Origin of the sequence: Caulobacter henricii (genome assembly GCF_001414055.1) — a bacterium.
GTDB lineage: Bacteria > Pseudomonadota > Alphaproteobacteria > Caulobacterales > Caulobacteraceae > Caulobacter > Caulobacter henricii.
In genome coordinates, this window is record NZ_CP013002.1 from 1,466,655 (window position 1) to 1,491,144 (window position 24,490).

The 24,490-nt window shown below is 62.7% G+C and carries 19 protein-coding genes; 12 read left to right on the forward strand and 7 right to left on the reverse strand.

Going from position 1 to position 24,490, the window contains the following annotated elements:
- Window positions 1-230: 230 nt before the first annotated feature.
- Window positions 231-599 carry a hypothetical protein gene (locus AQ619_RS06880; protein WP_062145764.1) on the reverse strand — a complete coding sequence of 123 codons (369 nt, stop codon included), beginning with the start codon at window positions 597-599 and terminating at the stop codon, window positions 231-233.
- 158 nt (window positions 600-757) lie between these two features.
- On the opposite strand from AQ619_RS06880, the gene AQ619_RS06885 reads away from it, so the two are divergent.
- Window positions 758-1,456 carry a GntR family transcriptional regulator gene (locus tag AQ619_RS06885; RefSeq protein ID WP_166504169.1) on the forward strand — a complete coding sequence of 233 codons (699 nt, stop codon included), beginning with the start codon at window positions 758-760 and terminating at the stop codon, window positions 1,454-1,456.
- Window positions 1,457-1,647: 191 nt separating this feature from the next.
- A complete protein-coding gene (locus AQ619_RS06890) occupies window positions 1,648-2,649 on the forward strand; it encodes a LacI family DNA-binding transcriptional regulator (RefSeq protein WP_062145769.1) in 1,002 nt (333 codons plus the stop codon).
- Between the two features lie 40 nt (window positions 2,650-2,689).
- Here AQ619_RS06890 and AQ619_RS06895 read toward each other — a convergent pair whose 3' ends face one another.
- Window positions 2,690-3,709 (reverse strand): YeiH family protein, encoded by a 1,020-nt coding sequence (locus AQ619_RS06895; RefSeq protein ID WP_207205016.1) that lies wholly within the window; start codon window positions 3,707-3,709, stop codon window positions 2,690-2,692.
- Between the two features lie 437 nt (window positions 3,710-4,146).
- On the opposite strand from AQ619_RS06895, the gene AQ619_RS06900 reads away from it, so the two are divergent.
- The 9 genes from AQ619_RS06900 to AQ619_RS06940 all read left to right on the forward strand — a co-directional run bounded on the left by AQ619_RS06900 (window position 4,147) and on the right by AQ619_RS06940 (window position 17,129).
- The gene (locus AQ619_RS06900; RefSeq protein ID WP_207205017.1) at window positions 4,147-4,977 is read left to right on the forward strand and encodes an aldo/keto reductase; all 831 of its coding nucleotides are present in this window, start codon (window positions 4,147-4,149) and stop codon (window positions 4,975-4,977) included.
- Window positions 4,974-6,053, forward strand: a complete 1,080-nt coding sequence (locus tag AQ619_RS06905) for an LLM class flavin-dependent oxidoreductase (RefSeq protein WP_062145773.1) — start codon at window positions 4,974-4,976, stop codon at window positions 6,051-6,053. Before AQ619_RS06900 ends, AQ619_RS06905 begins: the two co-directional genes overlap by 4 nt.
- A 37-nt stretch (window positions 6,054-6,090) precedes the next feature.
- Window positions 6,091-6,660 carry an NADPH-dependent FMN reductase gene (locus AQ619_RS06910; RefSeq protein WP_236849543.1) on the forward strand — a complete coding sequence of 190 codons (570 nt, stop codon included), beginning with the start codon at window positions 6,091-6,093 and terminating at the stop codon, window positions 6,658-6,660.
- Window positions 6,661-6,777: 117 nt separating this feature from the next.
- The gene (locus AQ619_RS06915) at window positions 6,778-9,114 is read left to right on the forward strand and encodes a TonB-dependent receptor (RefSeq protein WP_084745811.1); all 2,337 of its coding nucleotides are present in this window, start codon (window positions 6,778-6,780) and stop codon (window positions 9,112-9,114) included.
- A 112-nt stretch (window positions 9,115-9,226) separates the two neighbouring features.
- The gene (locus AQ619_RS06920; protein ID WP_207205018.1) at window positions 9,227-11,236 is read left to right on the forward strand and encodes an alpha-glucosidase; all 2,010 of its coding nucleotides are present in this window, start codon (window positions 9,227-9,229) and stop codon (window positions 11,234-11,236) included.
- Window positions 11,237-11,247: 11 nt separating this feature from the next.
- Entirely contained in the window at window positions 11,248-12,468 is a 1,221-nt protein-coding gene (locus tag AQ619_RS06925) for an MFS transporter (RefSeq protein ID WP_062145779.1), read from the forward strand.
- A gap of 758 nt (window positions 12,469-13,226) precedes the next feature.
- Window positions 13,227-15,254: a M13 family metallopeptidase gene (locus AQ619_RS06930; RefSeq protein WP_166504170.1), complete on the forward strand. Its 2,028-nt coding sequence runs from the start codon at window positions 13,227-13,229 to the stop codon at window positions 15,252-15,254.
- A 49-nt stretch (window positions 15,255-15,303) separates the two neighbouring features.
- Window positions 15,304-16,380 (forward strand): sensor histidine kinase, encoded by a 1,077-nt coding sequence (locus AQ619_RS06935; RefSeq protein WP_062145783.1) that lies wholly within the window; start codon window positions 15,304-15,306, stop codon window positions 16,378-16,380.
- Complete coding sequence (locus AQ619_RS06940; protein ID WP_207205019.1) at window positions 16,377-17,129, forward strand: LytR/AlgR family response regulator transcription factor; 753 nt, start codon at window positions 16,377-16,379, stop codon at window positions 17,127-17,129. Before AQ619_RS06935 ends, AQ619_RS06940 begins: the two co-directional genes overlap by 4 nt.
- A gap of 286 nt (window positions 17,130-17,415) precedes the next feature.
- Here the strand turns inward: AQ619_RS06940 and AQ619_RS06945 are convergent, their stop codons facing one another.
- Complete coding sequence (locus tag AQ619_RS06945; protein WP_166504171.1) at window positions 17,416-18,252, reverse strand: ABC transporter six-transmembrane domain-containing protein; 837 nt, start codon at window positions 18,250-18,252, stop codon at window positions 17,416-17,418.
- Window positions 18,253-18,254: 2 nt separating this feature from the next.
- A complete protein-coding gene (locus tag AQ619_RS06950) occupies window positions 18,255-19,085 on the reverse strand; it encodes a sterol desaturase family protein (protein WP_062145789.1) in 831 nt (276 codons plus the stop codon).
- 95 nt (window positions 19,086-19,180) lie between these two features.
- Between AQ619_RS06950 and AQ619_RS06955 the strand changes: the two genes are divergently transcribed.
- Window positions 19,181-19,771, forward strand: a complete 591-nt coding sequence (locus AQ619_RS06955) for a TetR/AcrR family transcriptional regulator (protein WP_166504173.1) — start codon at window positions 19,181-19,183, stop codon at window positions 19,769-19,771.
- Here AQ619_RS06955 and AQ619_RS06960 read toward each other — a convergent pair.
- The 3 genes from AQ619_RS06960 to AQ619_RS06970 all read right to left on the reverse strand — a co-directional run bounded on the left by AQ619_RS06960 (window position 19,768) and on the right by AQ619_RS06970 (window position 24,469).
- A complete protein-coding gene (locus AQ619_RS06960; RefSeq protein WP_062145793.1) occupies window positions 19,768-20,106 on the reverse strand; it encodes an ArsR/SmtB family transcription factor in 339 nt (112 codons plus the stop codon). The two genes, AQ619_RS06955 and AQ619_RS06960, sit on opposite strands and share 4 nt — an antisense overlap.
- 122 nt (window positions 20,107-20,228) lie before the next feature.
- Entirely contained in the window at window positions 20,229-23,438 is a 3,210-nt protein-coding gene (locus tag AQ619_RS06965; protein ID WP_062145795.1) for an efflux RND transporter permease subunit, read from the reverse strand.
- On the reverse strand, window positions 23,435-24,469 hold the full coding sequence (locus AQ619_RS06970) for an efflux RND transporter periplasmic adaptor subunit (protein ID WP_062145798.1): 1,035 nt from the start codon (window positions 24,467-24,469) through the stop codon (window positions 23,435-23,437). The genes AQ619_RS06965 and AQ619_RS06970 overlap by 4 nt, the downstream gene beginning before the upstream one ends.
- Window positions 24,470-24,490: the final 21 nt, after the last annotated feature.

Sequence of the window (24,490 nt, forward strand, 5' to 3'; positions counted from 1 at the left end):
TTCAGCCAGAACGCAGTCGCAGCACAAGCTCATCGTGCCTGTCGAGTGTTGGGGGAGGGGGCTTTCTACTCCGACGGGAGGCCAGGGTTAGCAGGCCGGCGCTTCCTCCGGGGGGGGCTTGGTCCAGCTGCCGCCCTTGCGACTCCCGGATGGGGCGATCGCTGGCAGTCCGGGTGCTGGTCGAGCAGTGGGCCGGCGGCAGATGCCGCGAGGGTGACCCCTAACGCCCCTTAGGAACCCACCAGTGGTCGCAACGCGAACCATCCAGCAGCCACTAGAAATGGCAGGGCTACGAGATCGACGATGGCAATCTGCCTCAGCGACGGCGGTTGCCCGGCTGCGGCATAGAGCCAAAGAAAGGAGATCATGCTGACCGCCACCGCCACACTGGCCAGTTGTCGCACCTCTGGACGCAGCGCTGCCCAGATACAGATGATCAGAACTACCAGGAACAGAGCGGCGCGATGTTGCAGCAACAGGGCTGCTCCGCTTCCGGCTTCGACCCCATAAAGGCTGCTGACCATCGACGGTCGCAATAAAGCCAGCGCCGGCAGCAGATGAACGAGGCCGAGCACGACCCAGCAGGCGGAAGCCGTCATTGCGGTAAACTCTCCTCAGCCAAGGCCGCAGCCGCCAATAGAGGCAAGTTGCAGGGACCTGCCCTTTTGCCCCCAAGGATGACAAAGCATGTTGTGCCCTCATTGACATGTCAATAAAATGTTATGACATTGGAGCATCCTGCAGGAGGAGTGCGGCCGTGAATGACCCAATGATGCCCGGTCGGATGGAGGATTCGACGCGTCAGAGTGATGCGGCCTTTGCGATGCTGAAGGCTGAAATCATCGCTTGTCGATTGGCTCCGGGTAGCACTTTCTCAGAGGCGGCGTTGTCGGTGCGGTTTGGGCTGGCCAAGGCCGCCTCTAGGTCTGCCCTCACAAGGCTATCCGAGCTGCGGCTTGTGTTGGCGGTAGCTCGACATGGCTACACCGTCGCCCCCGTGACGGTGCAGTCGATCCGAGAATTGTTCGAGGTCCGGCTGATTGCCGAGCCCAAGGCTGCAGCCCTAGCCGCAGGGCGCGTCAATGTCGCCGAACTGCGAAGGCTCAACAGAGCTCCGCAACGCGCGCACAGTGACGTTGAAAGGCTTGCCTTTGTCGCCGCCAATCGAGACTTCCATCGCGCCATTGCTGCGGCGACGGGAAACGCGCGGCTATACGCCTTGCTTGAAACGCTGGCCGACGAAGGCGAGCGTCTGGTTCATCTGGGATTGTTCGGGCCCGGAGCGGGCGAAAAGGATCGAGCTGCGGCGGATCAGGGCCATGAGGCGCTTATCGCAGCGCTTGAAGCGTCTGATCCTGTCGCGGCCGAACGCGCAGCGGCCGCCCATGTCGAGCACGCCCGTGACATTGCATTGGCTCGGATCATGTCTGGGCCATCCTCCATCCCCATCCGCTGATTGCAATCAAGGGCCAGCGTCCGTCGCTGTAACAGTGTTCCAAGGCCTACAGGGGCCTCAATGAACTGAGCGCCTCTTCCTGCCCGTTGGCGATGTATCCGTTACCTGCAAGGGTCTTTCACCTTAGCGATGCGCGCAGGACAGCGATATGGCATAGGGTCTCGGCTCAGAGTCGAGGATGAGCCTGCCGGATGCGCGCGACGATCAAGGATGTGTCTGCCCTTGCCGGCGTCTCGACCAAAACCGTGTCGCGGGTTCTCAACCGGGAAAAATACGTTTCCGAAGACCTTCGGCAGCGGGTCGAGGGCGCGATGGCCCAGCTCAACTTTCAGCCCAGCGCGGCGGCCCGCATGCTGGCAGGCAAGCGGAGTCATCAGATCGCCCTGATCTACGGTAGCCAGAGCCCCCACTACATCCATCAGATCCAGACCGGCATCTGGGCGCGCTGTGTCGAGGAGGGCGTCCGGCTACTGGCCCAGCCGAGTGACCCAGACTCACCCGACCTCGCCCTTGAGGTCGGCGGCCTGATCGACCAGACCCAGGTCGATGGCGTCATCCTCTCAGCGCCGGTCACAGATTCTGAGGCCGCACTCGACGAGCTTGACCGCCGAGGCATGCCCTATGTCCGCATCTCGCCCGGGACGGATCACGGCCGTAGCTCGTCGGTGTCGATGGACGACGTCCAGGCCGCCGACGACATGACGAGCCACCTGATCGAGCTGGGGCACAAGCGCATCGGTTTCATCATCGGCCACACCAATCATGCGGCCAGCGACCTTCGCCTGTTCGGCTATCGCCGTGCCCTGGACCGGGCGGGCCTTGCCTATGAGCCCAGATATGTCCGTCAGGGTTACTTTGATTTCGCTTCAGGGGAGGCGGCGGCGGAGGTGTTACTGGATCTGCCCAATGCTCCAACTGCCATATTCGCCAGCAATGACGACATGGCCGCCGGTGTCCTGGCCGTCGCCCACCGGCGGGGTTTGGCGCTGCCTGAGCAACTCTCGGTCGCCGGTTTTGACGATATCGCCCTGGCCGGTCAGATCTGGCCGCCTCTCACCACGGTAAGGCAGCCGACCCGGGAGATGGCCTATGCAGCGGCAGCGCTTCTGTTCGAAGGGGTAGAGGGGGCTGTCCATCGCCGCATCGCGCATCAGCTGGTAGTGCGGGCCTCGACGGCGGCACCGAGCGCCTGAAAGGCGGTGGGCTCTGTGGGCCTGAGGGTGCCCGGAGACTCTAGCCCGGTATCAGGAATTTCGCCGCCAGGATGCTCAGCCCCAGGGCGATGAGCGTGGTGATGACGATCACCAGAAGCGGCTTCAGGCCGTTCTGTGTCAGGGACTTCATGTTGGAGCGGATACCCGTCGCCGTGACCGCGCAGGCGAGCAGGGCCCCCGCCGTCTTGCTGGACCCCTCGGCCAGAACCGGGGGAATAAGGCCGAAGGAGTTCACGGCGGCCAGTCCAAAGAACCCGATCACGAACCAGGGCAGGATTGGGCTCGTCACCTTCGCATCCGGATCCTTCGGCAGGAAAATCGCAACGACCATCATGGCGGGAGCCAGGAGCGCCACTCGCGTCAGTTTGACGATCGCTGCATTTTCTCCTGCCGCCTGCGAGAAGGAATAGCCGGCCCCGAGGGCCTGGGCGACATCGTGGATCGACGCGCCTAGCAGAAAACCCGCTTGCACATCGCTGAGGTGCAGGTGGCGCGCCAGGATTGGATAGACCGTCATCGCCAGCGCGCTCATGGCCGATATACCGACCAGGACCAGGGTCAGTTGTGCCTGCGACGTGCGCCGCTCCCCCAGGAGGCTGGAAAAGGCCATGGCCGCAGATGCCCCGCAGATCGCGACTGCGCCACCACACAGGGCTCCAAAGGCGGCAGTAAAACCGAGGCGGCGGGCGAGAAACACGCCGCTGCCGAGCGTGATGGCAACGATCGCGATCACCGCCAGCAGGGCTGCGGGCCCCAGTTGAAGGATCTGGCTGAAGGTAATCCTGGTGGCGACCAGAACGATTCCCCAGCGCAGCAAGGTCCGGGAAGCAATGGTGAGGCCTGGTTCCAGCCGCTTGTCGTCAGCCAGAAAGCTCATCGATAGCCCAAACAGGAGGCACATCAGGGTGAGGGGGGCACCGTAATGATCGGAGACATAGGTCGCAGCCAGGGTAGCGAGGATCGCAACCACGAGTCCTGGGACGTAAATGCTGCCCTTTTGCATGTTTTCCTTCGCCCCAAACCGAAAACGATCGTTCAACGCCCCGGGCTTCTGCCGCCTGTGTGTCTGACACCGTTATCATATTGCGCACATGGGGCAACTTCACGCTCCAGCTTTCGTCAGAGAGTGGCCTCGGATTTTTCAGTTTTAACCGGAATGGTCTATTCGGAAAATTTATTCAAATGAATCTACGCTTCAAAATACGCCAAGAAAATTTTTTCTATTCTATTTTGCTATCAGAAATTCGGAATTATTCGAAACATTATTTTGCTCCTGAAAAAATTATGCTTAAAAAATTGAACATATTTAAATGAAGGGGCTTTGGTTTTGTGGGTGGCGCTGAAATTTTGGTGCGCTGCAGCGTTGCCAAGGTACTTTGCCTCGGTAGTATGACAACGATGACATATCTCAGCTCTCCTCCCCAATCGCGGCCGCTCCATGATGGCGGGCCTGAAGTTTCGTCTCTCGCCTGGGGGATGTGGCGTTTCCGCGGGAATGATGTCGGTGCCGCAAGGTCGCTGGTTCTGGCGGCCCTCGAAGCGGGTGTAACCCTCTTTGACACGGCCGATATCTATGGGCCGGACAATGGCGAAGGCTTCGGGGCGTCCGAGGCCCTGCTGGGCCGCGTGCTCGCCGAGACGCCAGGTTTGGCTAGCCGGATGGTTATTGCCACCAAGGGCGGGATTGTCATCGGCACGCCCTATGACTCGAGCGCGGCCTACATCGCTTCCGCCATTGATGCTTCCCTGTCCCGGTTGGGTGTCGAGCAGGTGGCGCTGTGGCAGATCCACCGACCCGATATTCTGACCCATCCGGCTGAAGTTGCGCGTGCCCTTGAGGCGGCCCATGCGGCGGGCAAGATCGGAGCGGTCGGGGTGTCGAACTATACGCCCGCCCAAGTCGAAGCCCTCGCGGCCCATCTTTCGCTTCCGTTGGTGTCCTGCCAGCCGGAGTTCTCCCCCCTGGCCATCTCGCCGCTCACCGATGGTGTTCTTGACCAGGCCCTGACCCGCAATCTGACGGTACTCGCCTGGTCCCCGCTTGGCGGCGGACGCCTCGCGGCCCCGTCGGACGATCGCGGACATGCGGTCTGCGCCGTCCTCGACGAGATCGCCGAGACCTACGACGTCTCCAGGTCGGCAGCTGCCTACAGCTGGATCATGGCCCATCCAGCCCGGCCCATACCCATCGTCGGCACCCAGACCCCGGCCCGAATTGCCGAAATCCCCGACGCCTACAAGCCGCGCTGGACCCGAACAGACTGGTACCGCGTCCTGGTTGCCTCCATGGGAGCCCCCTTGCCATGACCTCTTCACCTTCTTCGCGTACCCCTTGCGAAATCAGCTGGTTTTCCGCGCTCTGCGATGACGACTACGAGTTTCTGGGTGTGCCGGATCCGAAGCTGAAGTCGAGCTGGGAGCATTGCCGCGACATCGTCCTGCAGGCCGAGTCTGGAGGCTTCGACAATATTCTGCTGCCGTCAGGCTATGAGCTTGGCATCGATACGACGGCTTTTGCTGCGGGCATTGCGCCTATGCTTCGCCGTATGCGGCTGCTTATGGCCGTACGGATCGGTGAGATGTGGCCGCCGCAACTCGCGCGCCAGATTGCCACGATTGACCGCATGTTGGGCGGACGGCTGGCCATCAACATCATTTCCTCGGACATGCCGGGGGAAAAGCTGGCTTCGGGTCCACGCTATGCTCGGACCGTCGAGGCCATGAGCATCCTCAAGACCATGCTGAACGGCGAGGCGCTGGACCATCAGGGTGAGTTCTGGAACCTGAAGCTGGATCCGCCCCGGGTGACGACGGTGTCGGGCAAGGCTCCTTCGCTCTACTTCGGCGGCCTGTCGGAAGACGCCCGGGAGGCGGCTGCCAAGGGCTGTGACGTCTTCCTGATGTGGCCGGACAAGAAGGAAGTGGTCGCCGAAATCATTGCCGACATGACCGAGCGTGCCGCCCGCCATGGCCGGACCCTCCGCTTCGGCTATCGCGCACATGTTGTCGTGCGCGACAGTGAAGCTGAAGCCCGTACTGCCGCCGATCGACTTCTCAGCAAGCTGGATGAGACGACCGGGGCTGCCATTCGGGCAAAGTCGCTGGATTCGACCTCTGTAGGGGTTCAGGCGCAGGCCGCCCTGCGCGAAGGCGCCAAGGATGATGGCTATGCCGAGGCCAACCTGTGGACCGGCGTGGGGCGGGCCCGGTCGGGTTGCGGCGCGGCGATCGTGGGTGACCCCGATCAGGTCCTGGCGAAGCTCAACGATTACCGCGACATGGGGATCGAGGCCTTCATCCTCTCCGGCTATCCGCATGCCGCTGAGGCTGACCTCTTCGCCCGCCATGTCCTGCCGCACATCGACCACGGGCCCCTGGGCTAGGGCGGAGCAGATGTTTGCCTCCCAACAAGATCAGGCGGTGAATCGGCCCTTCGTCGTTGGCATTGGTGGGACGGCGGGTGGTCCCTCTTCAACCGAGCGTGCCCTGTCCATCGCGATGGCGGCAGTCGCGGCTCGCGGCGTGGACACCCTGATCCTTGGGGGGGAGTTTCTCGGACGGCTGCCGATCTTTGTGCCCAAGGCCCAGCGCACGCCCGAGGAGCGCGAGCTTGTCGATGCGGTCCGCCGCGCTGACGGCCTTCTGATCGCTTCACCCGGCTATCACGGATGCGTTTCGGGCATGGTCAAGAATGCCCTGGACCTGCTTGAGGAAACGGCCAAGGACAGCCGGGTCTATCTCAGCGGCATGCCGGTCGGGCTGGTCGTAACGGCCTATGGATGGCAGGCGACCGGTGGCACTCTTTCGGCCTTGCGTTCGGTTGTTCACGCCCTCCGGGGTTGGCCAACCCCGATGGCCGCCGCCATCAACAGTTCGATCTCGAGGTTCCGCGAAGACGGCTCCTGTGAAGATACCGCCGCAAGCGGGCAGTTGAGCCTGGTCGGCGATCAGGTTGCGGACTTTCTCCTAACGCCCCGGAAGTCGGCATGACACTGCTGGGACGGTCCTTAAACGCCGCCCAGTTTTTCTAGAGAGACCAACGCCTCATCAAGAGGTGAAAACACCTACCCAAGAGGTAGGAATTAAGCAGTGGGAGGGACTAGAGAGATGAAAATTCAAACCCAACGTTCGCGCATGCTGGTCGGCACGGCGCTTTCAACCCTGGTTCTGGCAGGGGTCCTGGCGACGCCGGCACTTGCCCAGACCAATGAGGATGCTCCGGCCATCGCCGAGGTCATCGTCACGGCGCAGAAGCGTTCGGAAAGCCTCCAGAAGGTGCCGATCTCCATCAGTGTCGTGACTGGCGATGCGATGGAGCGGGCCAATGTGAATTCGGCTGAGCAGCTGATCCAGATGGCCCCATCTCTGAGCTTCCGGAAGGGCAATTCCAACAAGGATTCTGCGCTGACCGTTCGCGGCGTGGGAACGATTTCCTTCGCATCCGGCGTCGAGCCGTCGGTGTCGACCGTCGTTGACGGTGTGGTCTATGCACGCAGCGGCCAGGCCACGGCGGATTTCCTCGATCTTGAGCGCGTTGAAATCCTGCGCGGCCCTCAGGGCACCCTGTTCGGCAAAAACGCCTCCGCCGGCGTGATCAGCCTGATCACGCGCGCGCCCAAGCAAGAAATGGGCGGCTATGTCGACGCGTCCTACTATGAAGGCAATGAGTATCGCGTGCGCGGTGCGATCTCCGGCCCGCTCAGCGAGACGGTTGCGGGCTCACTGGCGGCGTTCTTCAGTCACTATGATGGCAACGGCAAGAACGTCTTCAACGGCGACGACATCAACGGCTATGAGCACAACGGCTTGCGCGGGCGCCTGCGCTGGGAACCCACCGAGGACGTGACGATCGACTTCATTGCCGACTATTCGCACAACGTCGACAATGGCTATGCCGATAGCATCGGGACCGTTTTCCCGAGCGCCTTCAATGACGCTGTGTTCTCGCCGTCGCTCAAGCCGCTGAAGCCGGGTGCCGGCAACAAGGACATCGACAACGACCAGTCGCCGCTGACCAAGGACATCAATAGCGGCTTCTCGACCCAGGTGAATTGGTCGATTGGCGACTATACCGTCACCTCGATCACCGCCTATCGCAATTGGAAGAACCAGCAGACGCGTGATGGCGACTTCCGGTCGGACTCTCCGAGCTATGTCGCGACCGGGGCCCTGGCTGGCGATATCCGCTCGCATGACTATGGCCGACTGAACTTCGACCAGTTCACCCAGGAACTGCGGCTCGCATCGCCGACCGGACAGTTCCTCGAGTACGTCGCCGGGCTCTATTACTACCACACCTGGGAGAGCAACTACTTCAACCGCACGGTCGACAAGTGCCTGAGTTCGACGCTCGCGCCCGTCACCCTTGGGGCACTGGGTGCTGCCATTCCCTGCAGCAAGTCTGCTTCGGTCTACGAGTCCAATGCAGGTATCGGTGAATTCGCGACGACTTTGACGAACTATGCGGCGTTTGGTCAGGGCACACTGAACTTCTCGCCCGCCCTTCGCGGCATTTTCGGTGCCCGCTGGACCCAGGACGAGATTGATTTCGTTCATCGTCGCCTTCGCACGTCCGGTGCTGCTGCCCTGAGCGGCGTCAACCCGACGTTTGCCGCCACCGGCGGTACCAAGGCAGACGGCTGGTCCGGAAAGGTTGGCGTTCAGTACGACGTCGTCCCGACCATGATGGCCTACGGCAGCTACACCCGGGGCTACAAGGGCCCGGCGATGAACGTGTTCTTCAACATGCAGGCCAACGACAACTTCGGCATCGCGCCGGAAACGTCGGATGCCTACGAGGTGGGCCTGAAGTCGCGCCTGCTGGACGGTCGCCTGATCCTGAACGTCTCGGCCTTCGATACGACCTATGACAACTTCCAGGCCAACAACCAGGACATGATCGGCACGACGGTCATTACCCGCCTGACCAATGCCGGGACTGTCAAGACCCAGGGCTTCGAAGCTGACTTCACCCTGGAGCCGGTGCGGAACCTGCGGATCAACGGCGGCTATGCCTATATCGACGCCAAGATCGACAAGTTCAAATGCCCGGCCACGGGCACCTGCGCCGCATTGGCGATCAACGGCAAGCCGTTGCCCTATTCGTCGAAGCACAAGCTCTCGGTGAACGGCAGCTACTTCATGCCGCTCGAAGGCCAGGCGTTCGATCTCGATTTCAATGTCGGGGCTCAGTATCAGAGCAAGATGGGCTTTGACATCAATCAGAACCCGAACGCCGTCCAGAAAGGTTACGCCACGGCTGATGCCAGCGTGGCCTTTGTGGGCAAGAACAACCGCGTCCGTCTGGCCCTCATCGCCAAGAACCTGACGGACGAGAACTTCGTCATCAACCGCATCCCCAACGGGGCGTCTTTCCTGAGGCAGATCACGCCCCGGGACGGCGAGCGCTATTTCGGCGCGACGCTCCGTTACAACCTCTTCTAGATCCTGCCTGCGACTCGGGCCCGGCATTTCCTTCTCCCCGCCGGGCCCGGTTTTTTGACTGAAACGCCCATCGCTCCGCCCGCCGCAGCGAGACTTCGTCCGGAGTTCAGACGTGCTGAAGGTCATCGCCCTCGCGGACGGTTTCGAGATCCAGGCCGCTGGCCGCACGGTGCTTCGTCATTCCTCTGCACACCCATGCCTGTTCATCGGCCGGGGTGAAGCAGACGTTCAGATGCAACGCGGCAACTTCGCGATCTCCGACTATGTCAGTGAACGGATCCCGCTTCGTTCGGCGACTCTGTCCCAGGACGATGGCGATGTTCAGGTCCGGTTCGCCGTATCGGAAGGTGCCCCGACTGAACTGTTGATGGCCGTTCGCGAGGAAGGCCACCTGACGTTTCAGGCCGCATCCGACTCGATCAACCGGCTTTGGCTAAGGGTTGCTGCCACGAAGGACGAACACGTCTGGGGTGGCGGCGAGCAGATGTCCTATTTCGACATGCGCGGCCGGCATTTCCCTTTGTGGACCTCCGAACCGGGCGTCGGGCGTGACAAGTCGACCCAACTAACCTGGATGGCGGACCAGGCCGGTGCCGGCGGCGACTATTTTCACACCAACTATCCGCAGCCGACCTTCCTTTCCTCCCGGCGTTATGCGCTGCATGTTGAGACCACGGCCTATTCAGCCTTTGATTTCAGGCATGCCGACTTCCACGAGATCGAGGTCTGGGCCGTTCCGGACGCCATCGAGCTCTTTGCGTGCGATACATTCATCGATCTGGTTGGAGTCCTTTCGGACCGGTTCGGTCGCCAGCCGCCGTTGCCGGACTGGGTTCTGAACGGAGCCATTGTCGGGCTCAAGCAAGGCTCAGAAAGCTTTGATCGCCTTCAGGCCTTTGTCGCCTCCGGAGCCGCCATTTCGGGCCTCTGGTGTGAGGACTGGGTCGGACTGAGGATCACTTCGTTCGGCAAGCGCCTGTTCTGGGACTGGAAGTGGAATGCCGAGCGCTATCCCGGCCTGGACCAGAAGATCACCGAGCTTGCCGGGCAGGGCATCCGGTTCCTGGGTTACGTCAATCCCTATCTCTGCGTGGACGGGTCGCTGTTTCCGGTCGCGGAACAGGCCGGCTATCTGGCCAAGCGACAGGACAGCGATGCGACCTATCTCGTCGATTTCGGCGAGTTCGATTGCGGCGTCGTCGATTTCACCAATCCAGATGCCGCCCACTGGTTCGCCGACACCATAATCGGCGGTGAAATGCTGGACTTCGGCCTGTCCGGATGGATGGCGGACTTTGGCGAGTACCTTCCCACCGATGTGCGCCTGGCTAACGGCGTCGATGGCATGCTGATGCACAATGCCTGGCCGACCATCTGGGCCAAGGTCAATGCGGATGCCGTCGCAAGCCGTGGCAAGACCGGCGAGGCCCTGTTCTTCATGCGGGCCGGCTACACCGGGGTTCAGCGCTACTGCCCACTGCTCTGGGCGGGGGATCAGTCCGTGGACTTCACCCGCCATGACGGCATCGGAACCGTCGTCTGTGCGGCCCTGTCATCCGGGCTCTTGGGCAACGCGTACCACCACAGCGACATCGGCGGATACACAAGCCTGTTCGGCAATGTCCGCACGGCCGAGCTCCTGATGCGCTGGAGCGAAATGGCTGCCTTCACGGCCGTGATGCGCTCGCATGAGGGCAACCGGCCGGACCAGAACCTTCAGCTGGATCAGGACCCTGAAGTTCTGGCCCACTTTGCGCGGATGACCCGGATCTACCGGCACCTGGCCCCCTACATCCGCTTCCTCGCCACCGAAGCTTCGGGGGCTGGACTGCCCTTGCAGCGGCCGCTCTTCCTGCATCACGAGGACGACGCCCGAACCTATGCCGAGCAGACCCAGTATCTGTTCGGTCGCGACCTTCTGGTCGCCCCGGTTCTTGAGGCGGGCGTCAGTTCGCGCACCGTGTATCTGCCTTCCGGCGCCGACTGGACCCATGTTTGGTCAGGGGATTCTTTCGCCGGCGGCCAGGACATCGAGATCAGCGCCCCCTTCGGCCAACCGCCGGTGTTCTATCGTCCCGGCGGCGACCACGACTCCCTTTTCCAATCCCTGCGTACGCTCTGAGGCTCCCGACGATGTTCAAGATCGACCGCAGGTTCCTGCTCTTCATGCTGATCGTGGCGAGCATCCTCAACTATGCTGACCGCCAGATCATCGCGATCCTGAAGCCGATGCTGCAGGAGGAACTGCACTGGACGGACGCCGACTACGGTCACCTGGCGGCCATGTTCCAGCTGTCGGCGGCGGTCGCCTACATGTTCGCGGGCTGGTTCATCGACCGGGTCGGACTGAAGTTCGCCAATCCCTTCGCGGTCGGGTCCTGGAGCCTGGCGGCTATGGCTCATGCCTTTGCCCACACGGTTGGTCAGTTCACCCTGGCACGGGTGGCGCTCGGCGCGACTGAAGCGCTGGGTACGCCTGTCGGCATCAAGACCATCGCAACAGCTTTCGAAGCCAAGTCACGGTCGCTTGCCATCGGCATCCTCAATGCGGCGGGGAATCTGGGTGCCGTGGTCACCCCGCTGTTTGTTCCGTTCCTGGCGGCGGCCGTCGGCTGGCGGCATACTTTTACGATTGTCGGCGGACTGGGGCTTGTCTGGGTCGCTGTCTGGTTCCTGAGCGGGGCCTGGAACGCCGCAGCGCTCAATGCACCCGAGCCTGACAAGGCTGTGGCACCGGCCAAGGTCAAGTGGAGCGAAGTCTTCAGGGACCGTGCGACCTGGGCGATCATGGGGGCCAAGGCGCTCTTCGATCAGGTCTGGTGGTTCCTGCTGTTCTGGACGCCGGACCTCCTCCACCGGGTGTTTGGCCTGTCCATCAAGGAGTTCGCCGTCCCCCTGGCCATCATCTATCTGATGGCGGCTTCCGGCTCGCTGATCGGCGGGGCGGTCGTTGGCCAACTCATTGCGTCGGGATGGTCCGTCAACCGGGCTCGCAAGACCGTCATGCTGGTCTGCGCCCTGCTGGTCGTGCCGGTGCCGCTGGTGCTTTTCGTCAAGAGCTACTGGCTCGCGGTCGGCCTGCTGGGCCTGACCCTGGCGGCGCACCAGGGATTCTCGGTCAACGTGTTCGGCATCATCACCGACGTCATTCCGGCCAAGCGCGTCGGGACCATTACCAGTCTTGGGGCCCTGAGTGGCAATCTGGCCGGTATGGGGGTCCTCCAGCTGGCCGGCATTCTGTTGACCAATGGCGTAGGCTACATGCCCCTCTTCCTGATGGCCGCCTGCGCCTATTTGCTGGCCCTGCTCTGGATCCACCTGTGGCTGCCTGTCCTGCGACTGGCCAATCGCTAGCCCGAAGCGAAGCCGGCGAAGGATCTCATGCGCTTGGATGGTGGCATGAGTGCCTCGGACTGGATGCCGTAGCCTCTGGCCAACCTGCTTGAGGCTCCCGTGGTCCGCCCGGAGGTTCCTGAGGCGAGGGCGCTCGGGGCCGCCTGGCGGGCCCGAGCGCCACACTTGCTGCCGGCGACCAGGCCGAGTTCTGGCAGCTTGATCGGAGCTTCCAGCCGGTGGCCCAACCGGAGTCTCGTGCCTCCAGAAGGGTGCGATAGAGGCGCGCCGTCGAAGCTGTGATGCTGATGGAAAGCGCGAGATAGGGCAGGGTCGGCGTCTCGGCTCGTCAGTGAAGTCGCATTCGACTCTGCTGCGAGACGGTGCCCGATGTTTGATGTCCGCGCTTGGGGTCGATGCGATCAGGCCGGTGTGGAAACCTCAGGTCGCCAGACCGGCGTTTCCTCTCCAGGTCGGGACGCTCGGCCCAACCCGTCGCTGTATCGCAATCCGGGGCAACAGGCGGCTGATCAGGCCCGGATAGCGACTGAAGATGGTCTCATTTGCGGCGCACTTGGGCCGGAGGCACCGGCCCTGGCTTTGGCCTGCCTGTCGCCACGATGAAAACGGTCGTTGCGGCTAAGCACCGTTCATCCCCGCCAATCGCCGTTCGGCACCTTTTTGCCCAAAGCCGATCGCGTGTTGAGACATTGGCGGCGCTCCGTTCCCAGCAGGAACGACGCTCATCCCATTCGGCACGAAGGCACCCCATGAAACGCATGTCCCTCATCAAACTGAGCTGCCTTGTCCTGGTTCTGCCGGTTTGTGGCTTCGCTCAGTCCACACAGGCCGCCCAGGCCCGGTCCGGTTTGGACCTGCCGGGGTTCGACAAAACTGTTCGGGCCCAAGATGATCTGTATCGCCACAGCAGCGGCACCTGGATGCGGACCGCCACCATCCCCGCCGACAGGGCCGAGCTACTCGGCACCAATATGCCTGCGGTCGTCGATCAACGGATCCGCGCCATCGTTCGCGACTTGGCGGTCAAGCCACAGGCGAGCGGTTCCAGCGGACAGAAAATCGGCGACTATTACGCCGCCTATCTGGACGCCGTCGCGATCGAGAAGGCCGGCCTCGCGCCCATCAAGCCCTTGTTGGCTGACATCGCCGCTATCGAGACTTCGCAGCAACTCGCGACCTGGGTCGGGGGTGCCCAAGGGCAGGTTGAAACGCCAATCTGGCTCTGGGGCGGCTTTGCCGACTTCATGGATCCCGGCCTGAACCGCGTAATGGCCTGGCAGGGCGGCCTGGGGCTGCCGGACCGCGACTACTATCTCAAGCTGGATGATGCTCAATTCGGCAAGGCTCGTGCCGCTTACCTCACCTATCTCACGCGGCTGGCCCAGCTCTCCGGCCAAGCCCTGCCCGATGAGATGGCGCAACGCGTCCTGGACCTGGAAACACGTCTGGCTCAAGCGCACACTCCCGTGAGCGAAGCCCGGGATCCGGCCAGGATGTACAATCCCCTGACCGCCGAAGAGCTGATGGCCAAAGCCCCCGGCTTCGCCTGGGAGGCTTTTCTGGCTGCTGCCAAGATCTCCCGCGGCGACAAGGTCACCGTGACGCAACTGAACACCGCCATCGCGACCGCCAAGCTCTTTGCCGATCTGCCATTGTCCGACTGGAAGGCCTATTTCACCCTTCGCAGCCTGGATGCGGCCGCACAGGTCTTGCCGGCCGAGTTTCGCGCCGCCCACTTCGAGTTCCATGGCAAGGCCATCACCGGGGCGCAGGTCGAGGCACCGCGGGCCGAGCGCGCGCTCGAACAGGTCACCTGGGCACTCAATGAGGCCCTGGCCCAGCAATATGTGGCGCGTCACTTTCCGGCCGCGCACAAACAGAAGGTCGGGGCCATTTTCAACAATGTGTTGGCCGCCTATCAGCAGCTGATGGCGGACAACAGTTGGATGGAAGCGTCCACCAAGGCGGCCGCCCTGGACAAGCTTTCCAAGTACAAGGCCAAGATCGGTCACCCTGACAGCTGGCGTGACTATGCCGCACTGGACGTGCGCGCCGGCGACGCCTTCGGCAACCAGCAACGCGCCAAGCGGTTCGATTGGGCGATCAAGGCGGCTGCGGCCGGTAAGCCCATGGATCGCAAGGCCTGGGCCATGTCGCCGCTGGAGGTGAATGCCTTCTATGACCCCATGGGCAACGAGATCGTTCTGACGGCCGGCATTCTGCAAGCGCCTCTGTTCGACATGCAGGCCGATGACGCGGTCAATTACGGCGCAATCGGCGCCACCATCGGTCACGAGATCAGCCATGGCTTCGACAATATGGGGTCCCAGTTCGACGGCGACGGGGTGATGAGGCAGTGGTGGAGTGAGACCGACCGCCAGACCTTTGCGGCGCTCGGCACCAAGCTTGCGAAGCAGTTCAACGGGTTTGAAGCGCTGCCGGGCAAGACCGTGAATGGCCAACTGACCCTGCCTGAGAACATGGCCGATCTGGTCGGCCTGCAGATTGCCTTCAAGGCCTACCAAACCAGCCTGCACGGCAAGCCGGCTCCGGTCGTCGATGGCTACACTGGGGAGCAGCGCTTCTTTCTGAGCTTCGCACAAAGCTGGCGCGTCAAACGACGCGATGAACGCACCCTGCAACTGTTGGTCTCGGACCCCCATTCACCGCCGGAATTCCGGGCCAACGGTGCAGCGCAAAACATCGACGGCTTTCATGAAGCCTTCGGCACACATGCCGGGGACACGATGTTCAAACCCATCGTTGAGCGCGTGCGCCTGTGGTGAGCCCCATAATCCGCTTGCATCCCAGTGCGGTCACAACTCTGCTCCCAAGATGAAGTTTTTCCCCCGCGAAGGGCAGTTCTGGATCTACCACGGTGCGGCCATGACGTTTGTCGTCATGGTCACACTGCTCAGTATCCTGCTGTTTGGCCGCCTCGATGCGAACAACCTGGCCTCCACCCTGGCCTGGATGCCTGCCTACACGATTGCAGTGCTGGGCTTTCGCTGGCTGTACCTCCACCGCCGCTGGGCCGATCTGCCGATGGGGCGATTGGTTCCCGTCGTCATCGGCTATGGCAGCCTCAGCGGGTTTGCCGTGATGGCCACAGTGGCGGCCATGGTAATGCCCTTCTTCTGGCAGCAGATCAGCGCCAGCCGGGCTGAATTCAACAGCCTGGACTTTCTGGCCCGCAACATCCTCGGCAACGGTCTACAGGCACAACTCTTCATCGGTGCCTGGGCCTTCGTCTATGTCAGCGCCGCAGCCGCGCAGCGTGCCCGTGAGGGCGAGCTGAAAAACCTGCGTCTGCAGATGAGCCTGAAAGCCGCGCAGCTGAGCAGTCTGTCAAACCAGCTCAACCCCCATTTCCTGTTCAACACATTGAACAACATCCGCTTCATGATCCACGAAGATGGCAGTCGCGCCGACGCCATGATCGTGGCCCTGTCCGAACTGCTGCGCTACTCGCTCGAAAGCAGCCAGCAGGGCAAGGTCAAGCTGACCCAGGAATTAGCGGTCATCGAGGCCTTTATCTCCATCATGCGGACGCAAATGGAGGACAGGCTGGACTTCAGACTTAGTGTGCCGGCCTCAATGAGCAGCTGTCTTCTGCCGCCAATGGTTCTGCAACTCCTGCTGGAGAACGCGATCAAGCATGGTCTCGACCATTTGCCCCAGGGAGGGATGATTAGCCTTGAGGGTGAGGATCGCGGCGACAGCCTGACGTTCACGGTCGTCAATGCCATTCCGCGCGCACCGGCCAACATAAAGCCGGGCCTCGGCTTGGGCCTTCCGAATATTGAGCACCGCCTGCGCCTTTTGTACGGCGATCGCGCGACAATCAGAACTCAACAGACTGCAGGGTGCTTTCACGTCGAGCTGAATATGCCCAAGGAGTTTGTTTCGTGAAGCCAAGGTTACGGGCGCTGGTGATTGAGGATTCGCGCCTCGCTCGCGAGGGTTTGATGCGTATGTTGGCCGCTTTTAGCGACCAAGTTGACGTGCTGGGTCAGGCCGAAAACGCAGAAATTGCCCTGGCGCTGATCGAGCAACTGCGCCCCGATCTGCTCTTTCTCGACATTCATATGCCTAGAGAAGACGGTTTCGCTCTGCTCGAGCGGCTCGACTATACGCCTCGCATCGTCTTCACCACAGCCTACTCTGAACACGCGATCCGCTCCTTCGATTTCAATACGGTCGACTATTTGCTCAAGCCAATCAGTCCGCTGCGGCTTGCACAGGCCCTGGCCAAGCTGTCCGGTGAGTCCGAGACAGAGGCTGGTGGGGTCGACGTCAAGCCGACGCTGGACATCAGCAGCAAGATCTTCATCAAGGATGGCGACCATTGCTACCTGGTCGCTTTGAGCTCAATTTTCTACATTGAGAGCTGTAAAAACTATGTCCGGGCATTTTTTACAGATGACGCTGGTGGCGCAGTCAGAAATGCCTACGTCAAAAAATCGATGAACCAGCTCGAAGAGCGGCTGCCGAGAACCGTTTTCTTTCGAGCCAGTCGTCAGTACCTGGTAAATCTGCAGGCCATCCGCAGCATCGAGGAATCGATTAGCGAGGGCTTTGAGGTCACCATGCTCGACGGCAAGCGGCTGGAAGTTTCGCGCCGCAATGCAGGCAGGCTCAAGGATTGGCTGAGTTTCTGAATAGGCATCCCCTGTCAATCACGCCATCAACTGCGACCAGTTTCAGTGACGTCGCTCATCATCGGTCTGGGATAGGCCCCATCGATGGCGGGCTGGCAGGTCTGTCGACAGCTCTGGCTGAACAAAGCCAGGGGGCCTCAACGCAAACCAGATCCGTCTTATGCCGACTGAATGGCTGATGGCCGACCTTTGGAAGACTCCGTTGTCGTCGGTGTTCCTGAGGAGGCCGACAGAGCCCCAGTTGAGGCGCTGACAAGGTACCCGCCAGCGCTCAACCATCCAGCAGTCACACGTCAGTCTGGACATTGCCTTTCAGCCGGCGCGCCACGTCGCTTGCGTGAGACAATCGCTCCGTCAGCGCAGGCCATCGGTTCCAGCTCTCCGCAAATGCGAGAATGTACGACAACTGGGCGAAGACCGCCCCGGGTTTGGCCTCGGGCGCGGCAATTAGAGCGAGCGTAGCGATGATCAGCGCGAGCAACACGATCCAGTTCATCAGATAGATCGCGATCTCGGCATCCGATCGCGCCACCTGCAGCTTTCGCCGGCGGGTCAGATGGGTGTGCAGGCCACGCGGGCTGCCGCGGCTCAGGACTGCAAAATCGCGCTCTGTCCGGCCATTCAAGGCGGCGTTAAGCCTCTCAACCTTGCCGGAATAGAGGCGGTCCATAGCGACAAGGGTGGCGGCCACAACAAGCCCTGCCAATCCGACACGCCAGTCGTACCAGGCTGAAATGGTGAGGGAGCCGACGCCTGCAATGATAGCCGAGAACCCTTCAGGCACGCTGCGTTCATAGGTTTGAACCACCTCGTAGACCTGTCGAAGTCGTCCGACCTGGACGCCCGGAGAGTCAGCACTGGACATTACTGTCTGCGATAGTCGCTGTTCCGCTGCAGAGAAAACCCTCGTATCGAAGAAGCGCCTCAGGGCCCCAGACACCAGGATCGCGCCCGCTCCGCAGGCCAGCAGCAGGAGCCCGGTCTGGTCTCCGGAAAGCAGACGATCGATCGTCACGCCGATCAGGGCGGGCAATGCCAGTAACGAGATTTCCTCGATGGTCAGCAGCCCGTAGGCTGCAAAGATCCGGCGGCGCTCTGGACCGAACAGAGTCAGCGACGACACCCTCATGGTACCACCGTGCCCGGCGGGGCAATGATCAGGCGCATGCGGTCTCCCCACGAGCGGGCAGCCTTGAGGTCCAGCCATAAGGACCGCGCTTCCGCAGTATGTACTGTCCACAGATGACTGGAGCTTATGGGGGTCGTCAGGCCATAGACAGGCTGCTCCCGCTCCGGTTCCCAAGTGCCAAACAGGCGATCCCAGAGGATCAGGATGCCGCCGTAATTCTTGTCCAGGTAGATTTCCTGGGAGCCATGATGGACACGGTGATTGGCGGGCGAGTTGAAGACCTGGTCGAACCAGCCCAGGCGGCCGATGGTCTCTGTGTGAAGCCATTGCTGGTAGGACAACATCACGCCGAAGGCCGCCCCGACGAGCAGGGGGTCAAAGCCGATCAGAACGGCAGGCAGATAGAACCAGGGCGAGGTAAAACCGTCGACGAAGGACACCCGCAATCCGGTCGTCTGGTCAAAACGGGGTGACGAATGGTGCACAGAATGAGCGACCGCCCATAGGGCACGAACGCGGTGAGCCACCCGGTGATCCCAGTAGAACAAGAAATCAACGAGCAACAGACAGAGCGGGGCGCTCCACCAGGTTGTTGGAATGCGCCAGGGTGTAAGCGCGTCCGCAATGCCAAACAGGGCCGTGATGAAGCCGAGAACCAATCCGCTCGCGGCCAAGGCGGGCAGGAGGACGCCAGAGCTGGCGGCCATCTCCTTCCAGGCCGCGAGGTTCAAGGTCCTGCGCTGCCGCCAAATCTCGATCGGCAGCATGATCAGGATCGCGGCTGAGAGCGCTCCGGCGAGCATTTCGAAAAGTCCGATGATCTCCATGAGGCACCATAAAATGAATGATCGCTCACTCTTTGACTGTATGATTTTGCCGTGTCAATGGAAAGTGAGCGCTCGCTCATTGAATGGAGGCCGCTTTGCGCACCGCTGACCCCGACCTGCAACGTCGTCGCTCATCCGAAATCGCTATGGCCGCCGCGCGCGTGTTTTTGGCCAAGGGGTTTCACGGGGCCAGTATGCAGGATGTGGCGCGCGAGGCCGGTGTCAGCATGGGCCTCCTCTATCGCTACTATGATGACAAGGCCGCGCTGATCGCGGCGGCAGCCACGATCGATCGTGCGCCTCTCCTGGCCGAGATCGCAGCGCTCGGCGCGGCCGATGATCCTCTGGCAGGACTGGAGGCCCTGTTGGTGAGTTTCATCGGTGCGGCGATGGAGCCGGGCTATGTCGACTTGGTGACTGAGGTTGCGGCCGAGGCCTGTCGCAACGCCCGCGTCGCTGCCGTGCTTCAGCAAGACGAGCTTGAGCTGCACGCAGCTCTCGTCGCCGTCCTCGAACGCCATCAGGCCGCTGGACGGCTAAGAGCCAATGCAGATCTGGCTTCCTTCGCTCTGCTGTTTCTGACCCTGGCCGACGCCCTGGCACTGCGTCTCCGCTTCGAACCTGGTCAGCCGATCACCCCATTGATCAGGTCTTTCTCACCATCGATCTGGGCGCTGAAGCCCTAGCGGGTCAGGGTCTTGCCGCGATAGACTTCGCAAAGGGTTTCCAGCACGCGGACCGCAGCCGGATCGGCAAGCCGATAGAAAATCGTTTGGGCCTCGCGGCGGGTCGCAACCAGGCCCTCAGCCCGCATCTTGGCCAGATGTTGCGAGGTCGCTGACTGAGCCAGGCCGACATGGATCGCCAGATCACCGACCGATGCCTCGCCGTCGATCAGGCGGCAGAGGATCAGCAGTCGCTGCTCGCTCGCCAGGAGCTTGAGAAGTCGAGCCGCAGACTGGGCACTGGCGGCCAGCTCCTGAACATCGTCCGTCAGTTTGGAGAAAGCAGCCTTGGTCATATGCCTAATGTAGAAGATACGAATTAAGGTTCAAGCTTGTGCGAGCGGGCCCTGTTGTCGCAGCGGTTTATCCGTGAGGTCGGAACCTTGCGACGAGCACCGGCTGTGGGGTTTGGAAACGCTCAGACCGAAGACCTCGGAGGTTCTTCCACACCGTCATCGCGCAGGACGATGTAGATGGCCGGGATGACAAGCACGGTCAGCACCGTCGACGAGGCGAGACCAAACAGAAGCGAAATCGCCAGGCCCTGAAAAATGGGGTCGAACAGGATCACGGCCGCGCCGATCATGGCGGCCAGGGCCGTGAGCACGATCGGCTTGAAGCGGATGGCCCCGGCCTCCAGCAGTACCTCGCGCAGAGGCCGGTCACCGGTCTGGCTGTGACGGATGAAGTCGACCAGCAGGATCGAGTTGCGCACGATGATCCCTGCCAGGGCGATGAAGCCGATCATCGAGGTGGCGGTGAAGGGGGCTCGAAACAGGATGTGGCCGATGACGATACCCACCAGGGTCAGGGGGATCGGCGTGAGGATCACCAGCGGCAGGCGGAAGCTTTTGAACTGGGCGACGACCAGCACATAGATACCCAGGATCGCCACGCCGAAGGCTGCGCCCATGTCGCGGAAGGTCACCCAGGTGATCTCCCATTCGCCGTCCCATAGCAGGGTTGGTTTACGCTCGTCGGTTGGCTGGCCGTTCATACGGATGTCGGGCTTGGGAAGATCGCCCCAGTCGGCGGCCTTGATCGCCTTGTCGACTGCCATCATGCCGTAGATCGGGGCCTCATAGGCACCGGCCAGTTCGGCCATGATCATGTCGACGTCGCGACCGTCGCGGCGGAAGATGTGGGTCGAGCCGGCCTCCCGTGTGGCGGTGACCACCTCGCCCAACGCCACCAGCCGACCGCCCTGGATCTGGGCTACAGGCAGGGCCGCCAGGCCCTCGTCCCAACTGCGCGCCGACTGCGGCAGACGCACCGAGATCTCCAGCGGATCGCGACCCTCGCCGCGATGGGCGTAGCCCACGACCTGTCCGCCGAAGGCCGCGGCGATCGAGTCCAGCACCTGACGGTCATCGACCTTCAGGGCTTCCAGGCGGTCACGGTCGGGAACAAGGCGCAGGCCGGGTCGGGCCTGACCATAGCTGTCATCGATGTCGACAATGTAGGGCACGGATTTGAAGGCGCCCTTGACCCGCTCGGCCACGGCGCGTCGGGTCGTTGCGTCGGGGCCATAGATCTCGGCCAGCAGGGTGGCCATGACCGGCGGTCCGGGAGGGGCCTCGACCACTTTGATCGACGCGCCGGCCGGCAGGGCCACCCTGGCTAGCCGTTCGCGCAGGTCCAGGGCCACACTGTGGCTGGAGCGCTTGCGCTCGCCCTTTTCGGCCAGCGACACCGACAGGTCGCCCTGGTCGGGGCGGTTGCGCAGATAGTAGTGGCGCACCAGGCCGTTGAAATTGAACGGCGAGGCGGTCCCTGCGTAGGCGTCTATTGCTGTCACCTCGGGCAGGGTGCGGGTGATGACCGCCGCGTCGGACAGCGCCCGGGCGGTGCCCTCCAGCGAGGTTCCCTCCGGCATGTCCAGAACAACCTGCAACTCGGACTTGTTGTCGAAAGGCAGCAGTTTGACGGTCACAGTCTTGGTGGCGAACATGGCACCGGCCAGTAGGGTGGCCAAGCCCACGCCGATCAGGAAGGTCCAGGCGCTTTTGCGGGTGGCGATCACCTGGCTGGCGACGCGGCGATAGAGCGCGCCCAGCTTGCCCTCGCCGTCATGACCATGCCCGCCGGTCGTCAAGGTCTTGCGGGCGAAGCGGACCATCAGCCAGGGGGCGATGACCACGGCGACGAAGAACGAAAACACCATCGCTGCGGAGGCATTGACCGGGATCGGGGCCATGTAGGGACCCATCAGGCCCGAGACAAACAGCATGGGCAGCAGGGCCGAAACCACGGTCAGTGTGGCGACTACGGTGGGATTGCCCACCTCGGCCACAGCGTCGACCGCCGCGTCGATCCGGCTTCGGCCGTCGCTCATGGCCCAGTGGCGGGCGATGTTCTCGATCATGACGATGGCGTCGTCGACCAGGATGCCGATCGAGAAGATCAGGGCAAACAGGCTGACCCGATTGATCGTGTAGCCCATCAGGTTGGAGGCGAAGAGGGTCAGCAGGATCGTGGTTGGAATGACCACGGCGGTGACCGCCGCCTCGCGCCAGCCGATGGCCAGACCGATCAGCACTACGATTGACAGGGTGGCCAGGCCCAGATGGAAGAGAAGTTCGTTGGCCTTTTCATTGGCCGTGGCCCCATAGTCGCGGGTCACGGCCACATCCAGGCCTAGTGGCAGGAGGGAGCCCTTCAGGGCCTCGACACGGGCCAGAACGGCCTGTGAGACGACGACGGCATTGGCCCCCTTGCGCTTGGCGATGGCCAGGCTGACGGCGGGGGCCTGGCTCCAGACGCCGTCGGCACGGGCATAGCGCCAGGCGCGGGCCTGATCCTCGCGCGGCCCCTGGGCCACATCGGCGACATCGCGCACATAAACCGCTTGGCCGCTGGCTGAAGGCAGGGCCAGCAGGCCGATATCGACGGCGCTGGTCAGGCTCCGACCGGCCGTGACTTCGACCGCCCGACCGTCGCCGCGGATCTGCCCGGCGGGAAAGGCGCGGGTGGCCTGGCGGACGGTATCCATCAGGACGGCGAGTGACACGCCATGCTGGGCCAGGCGCGCGGGATCCGGGGCGACGCGGATTTCCTCGGGGCGGCCGCCGACAATGAAGGTCAGGCCCACATCATCGACCTTCGCGACCTCGGTGCGCAGCTTGCCTGCCAACTGATACAGCGCCTGGTCGGTCCACTGGCCCTGCGCGCCTGGCTTGGGTGCCAGGGTCAGAACCAGGCTGGGCACGTCATTAATACCCCGGGTCTGGATCAGGGGCTCAGCGATGCCGGCCGGAATGCGGTCGTAATTGGCGCGGATCTTCTCGTGGATGCGCACCGCCGCTGCGTCGGGATCAACCCCGACCTTGAAGCGGGCCGTGACCATCACCTGATTGTCGTCAGCGAAGGTATAGACGTGCTCGACCTCGGCGACGCTCTTGACGATGGTCTCCAGCGGCTTGCCGACCAGCTCAATGGCGTCGGGCGCACGCAGGCCCGGCGCGGCGACCATGATGTCGACCATGGGCACGCTGATCTGCGGTTCCTCCTCGCGGGGGATCGAGACCAGGGCCAGCAGGCCTACAGCGATGGCCGCCAGCAGGACCAACGGCGTCAGCGGCGACTGGATCGACGCTCTGGTCAGGCGTCCCGACAGCCCCAGATTCATCGGCCGGCCTCCGCCGGGGTCAGGATGTCGCCTGGACGCAAGCCCGACAGGACCTCAACCGTGTCGGCCGTGGCGCTCGCGCGAGCCTGAATCGGGGCTTCTGAGATCACCCCGTTGGCACCGACCAAACGGGCGTAGTCGACGCCGAACCGGGTGACGACATAGCGTCGGGGAATGATAATCGCCTGACGCTCGCCGATCTTTACGGCGGCACGTACGCGCTGGCCGATCAAATCGCCGGGCAGGTTGGGGGCGGCGACATCGGCGGTGACCTGGCCGCCCGTGATCGACGGATAGATCTGGGTGAGGGTTCCGCGGGCGGCGACTCCGCGAAGGTCCTCTGCGGCCAGATCGACGATGTCGCCGACCTTGAGGGCTTGGGCCTGGCTTTCCGGCAGTTCGATGCGGACCACCAGCGGGCCGGCGGTGATCCTGGCGATCGACTGCCCGGGCATCACCACCGAGCCGACCGGAACATTTGCCAGCAGGACCCGGCCAGAGGCCGGTGCCAGGATCGCGCCCTGGGTGCCCAACTCGGCGCTGGCTTCGCGTTGGGCGCGGGCCGCCGCCAGATTGGCGGTGGCAGCCTTGGCCTGGGCCTCGATCTGGTCCAGCCGGGCCTGGGCATAGATCCCTTGCGAGAACAGGTAGCGGGTTCGCGTCAGATCGGCCTGGGCGCGGGTCGACTCGGCCGCGGCCGCGGCCGCCTGGGCGTCGAGCGCACCAGTCTGCAGGGTCAGCCGATCATCCCTGACCTGGCCGATCCGCTGGCCCTGGCGGACGACATCCCCTTCCTTGACGCTGAGCGCCACCAAGGTTCCGGAGATCCGTGCCCTTGCCTCGGCCATGTCGCGCGTGGTCAGGGTGGCTGGAACAGGCTTCATGTCGGCCACGACCTGGGCCCTGACCGTCAGTCGATCAGCCGCTGGTGCCGTCTTGGCTGGCGGCTCAGTGACGATCTTGGGCTGGTCGCAGGCGCTGAGCAGCAGGGCTGCACCCAAGGCGCTGAGCAGATATGGCCGCGCCGACATGGCGTCCCCTCCAGATGATGT

Bases quoted from the DNA above. Each gene is read 5' to 3' on its own strand.
- AQ619_RS06915 (WP_084745811.1), top strand. From the start codon at position 6,778: ATGAAAATTCAAACCCAACGTTCGCGCATGCTGGTCGGCACGGCGCTT.
- AQ619_RS06900 (WP_207205017.1), top strand. From the start codon at position 4,147: ATGTGGCGTTTCCGCGGGAATGATGTCGGTGCCGCAAGGTCGCTGGTT.
- AQ619_RS06960 (WP_062145793.1), bottom strand. From the start codon at position 20,106: ATGACCAAGGCTGCTTTCTCCAAACTGACGGACGATGTTCAGGAGCTG.
- AQ619_RS06925 (WP_062145779.1), top strand. From the start codon at position 11,248: ATGTTCAAGATCGACCGCAGGTTCCTGCTCTTCATGCTGATCGTGGCG.
- AQ619_RS06880 (WP_062145764.1), bottom strand. From the start codon at position 599: ATGACGGCTTCCGCCTGCTGGGTCGTGCTCGGCCTCGTTCATCTGCTG.
- AQ619_RS06970 (WP_062145798.1), bottom strand. From the start codon at position 24,469: ATGTCGGCGCGGCCATATCTGCTCAGCGCCTTGGGTGCAGCCCTGCTG.
- AQ619_RS06905 (WP_062145773.1), top strand. From the start codon at position 4,974: ATGACCTCTTCACCTTCTTCGCGTACCCCTTGCGAAATCAGCTGGTTT.
- AQ619_RS06965 (WP_062145795.1), bottom strand. From the start codon at position 23,438: ATGAATCTGGGGCTGTCGGGACGCCTGACCAGAGCGTCGATCCAGTCG.
- AQ619_RS06890 (WP_062145769.1), top strand. From the start codon at position 1,648: ATGCGCGCGACGATCAAGGATGTGTCTGCCCTTGCCGGCGTCTCGACC.
- AQ619_RS06950 (WP_062145789.1), bottom strand. From the start codon at position 19,085: ATGGAGATCATCGGACTTTTCGAAATGCTCGCCGGAGCGCTCTCAGCC.
- AQ619_RS06930 (WP_166504170.1), top strand. From the start codon at position 13,227: ATGTCCCTCATCAAACTGAGCTGCCTTGTCCTGGTTCTGCCGGTTTGT.
- AQ619_RS06935 (WP_062145783.1), top strand. From the start codon at position 15,304: ATGAAGTTTTTCCCCCGCGAAGGGCAGTTCTGGATCTACCACGGTGCG.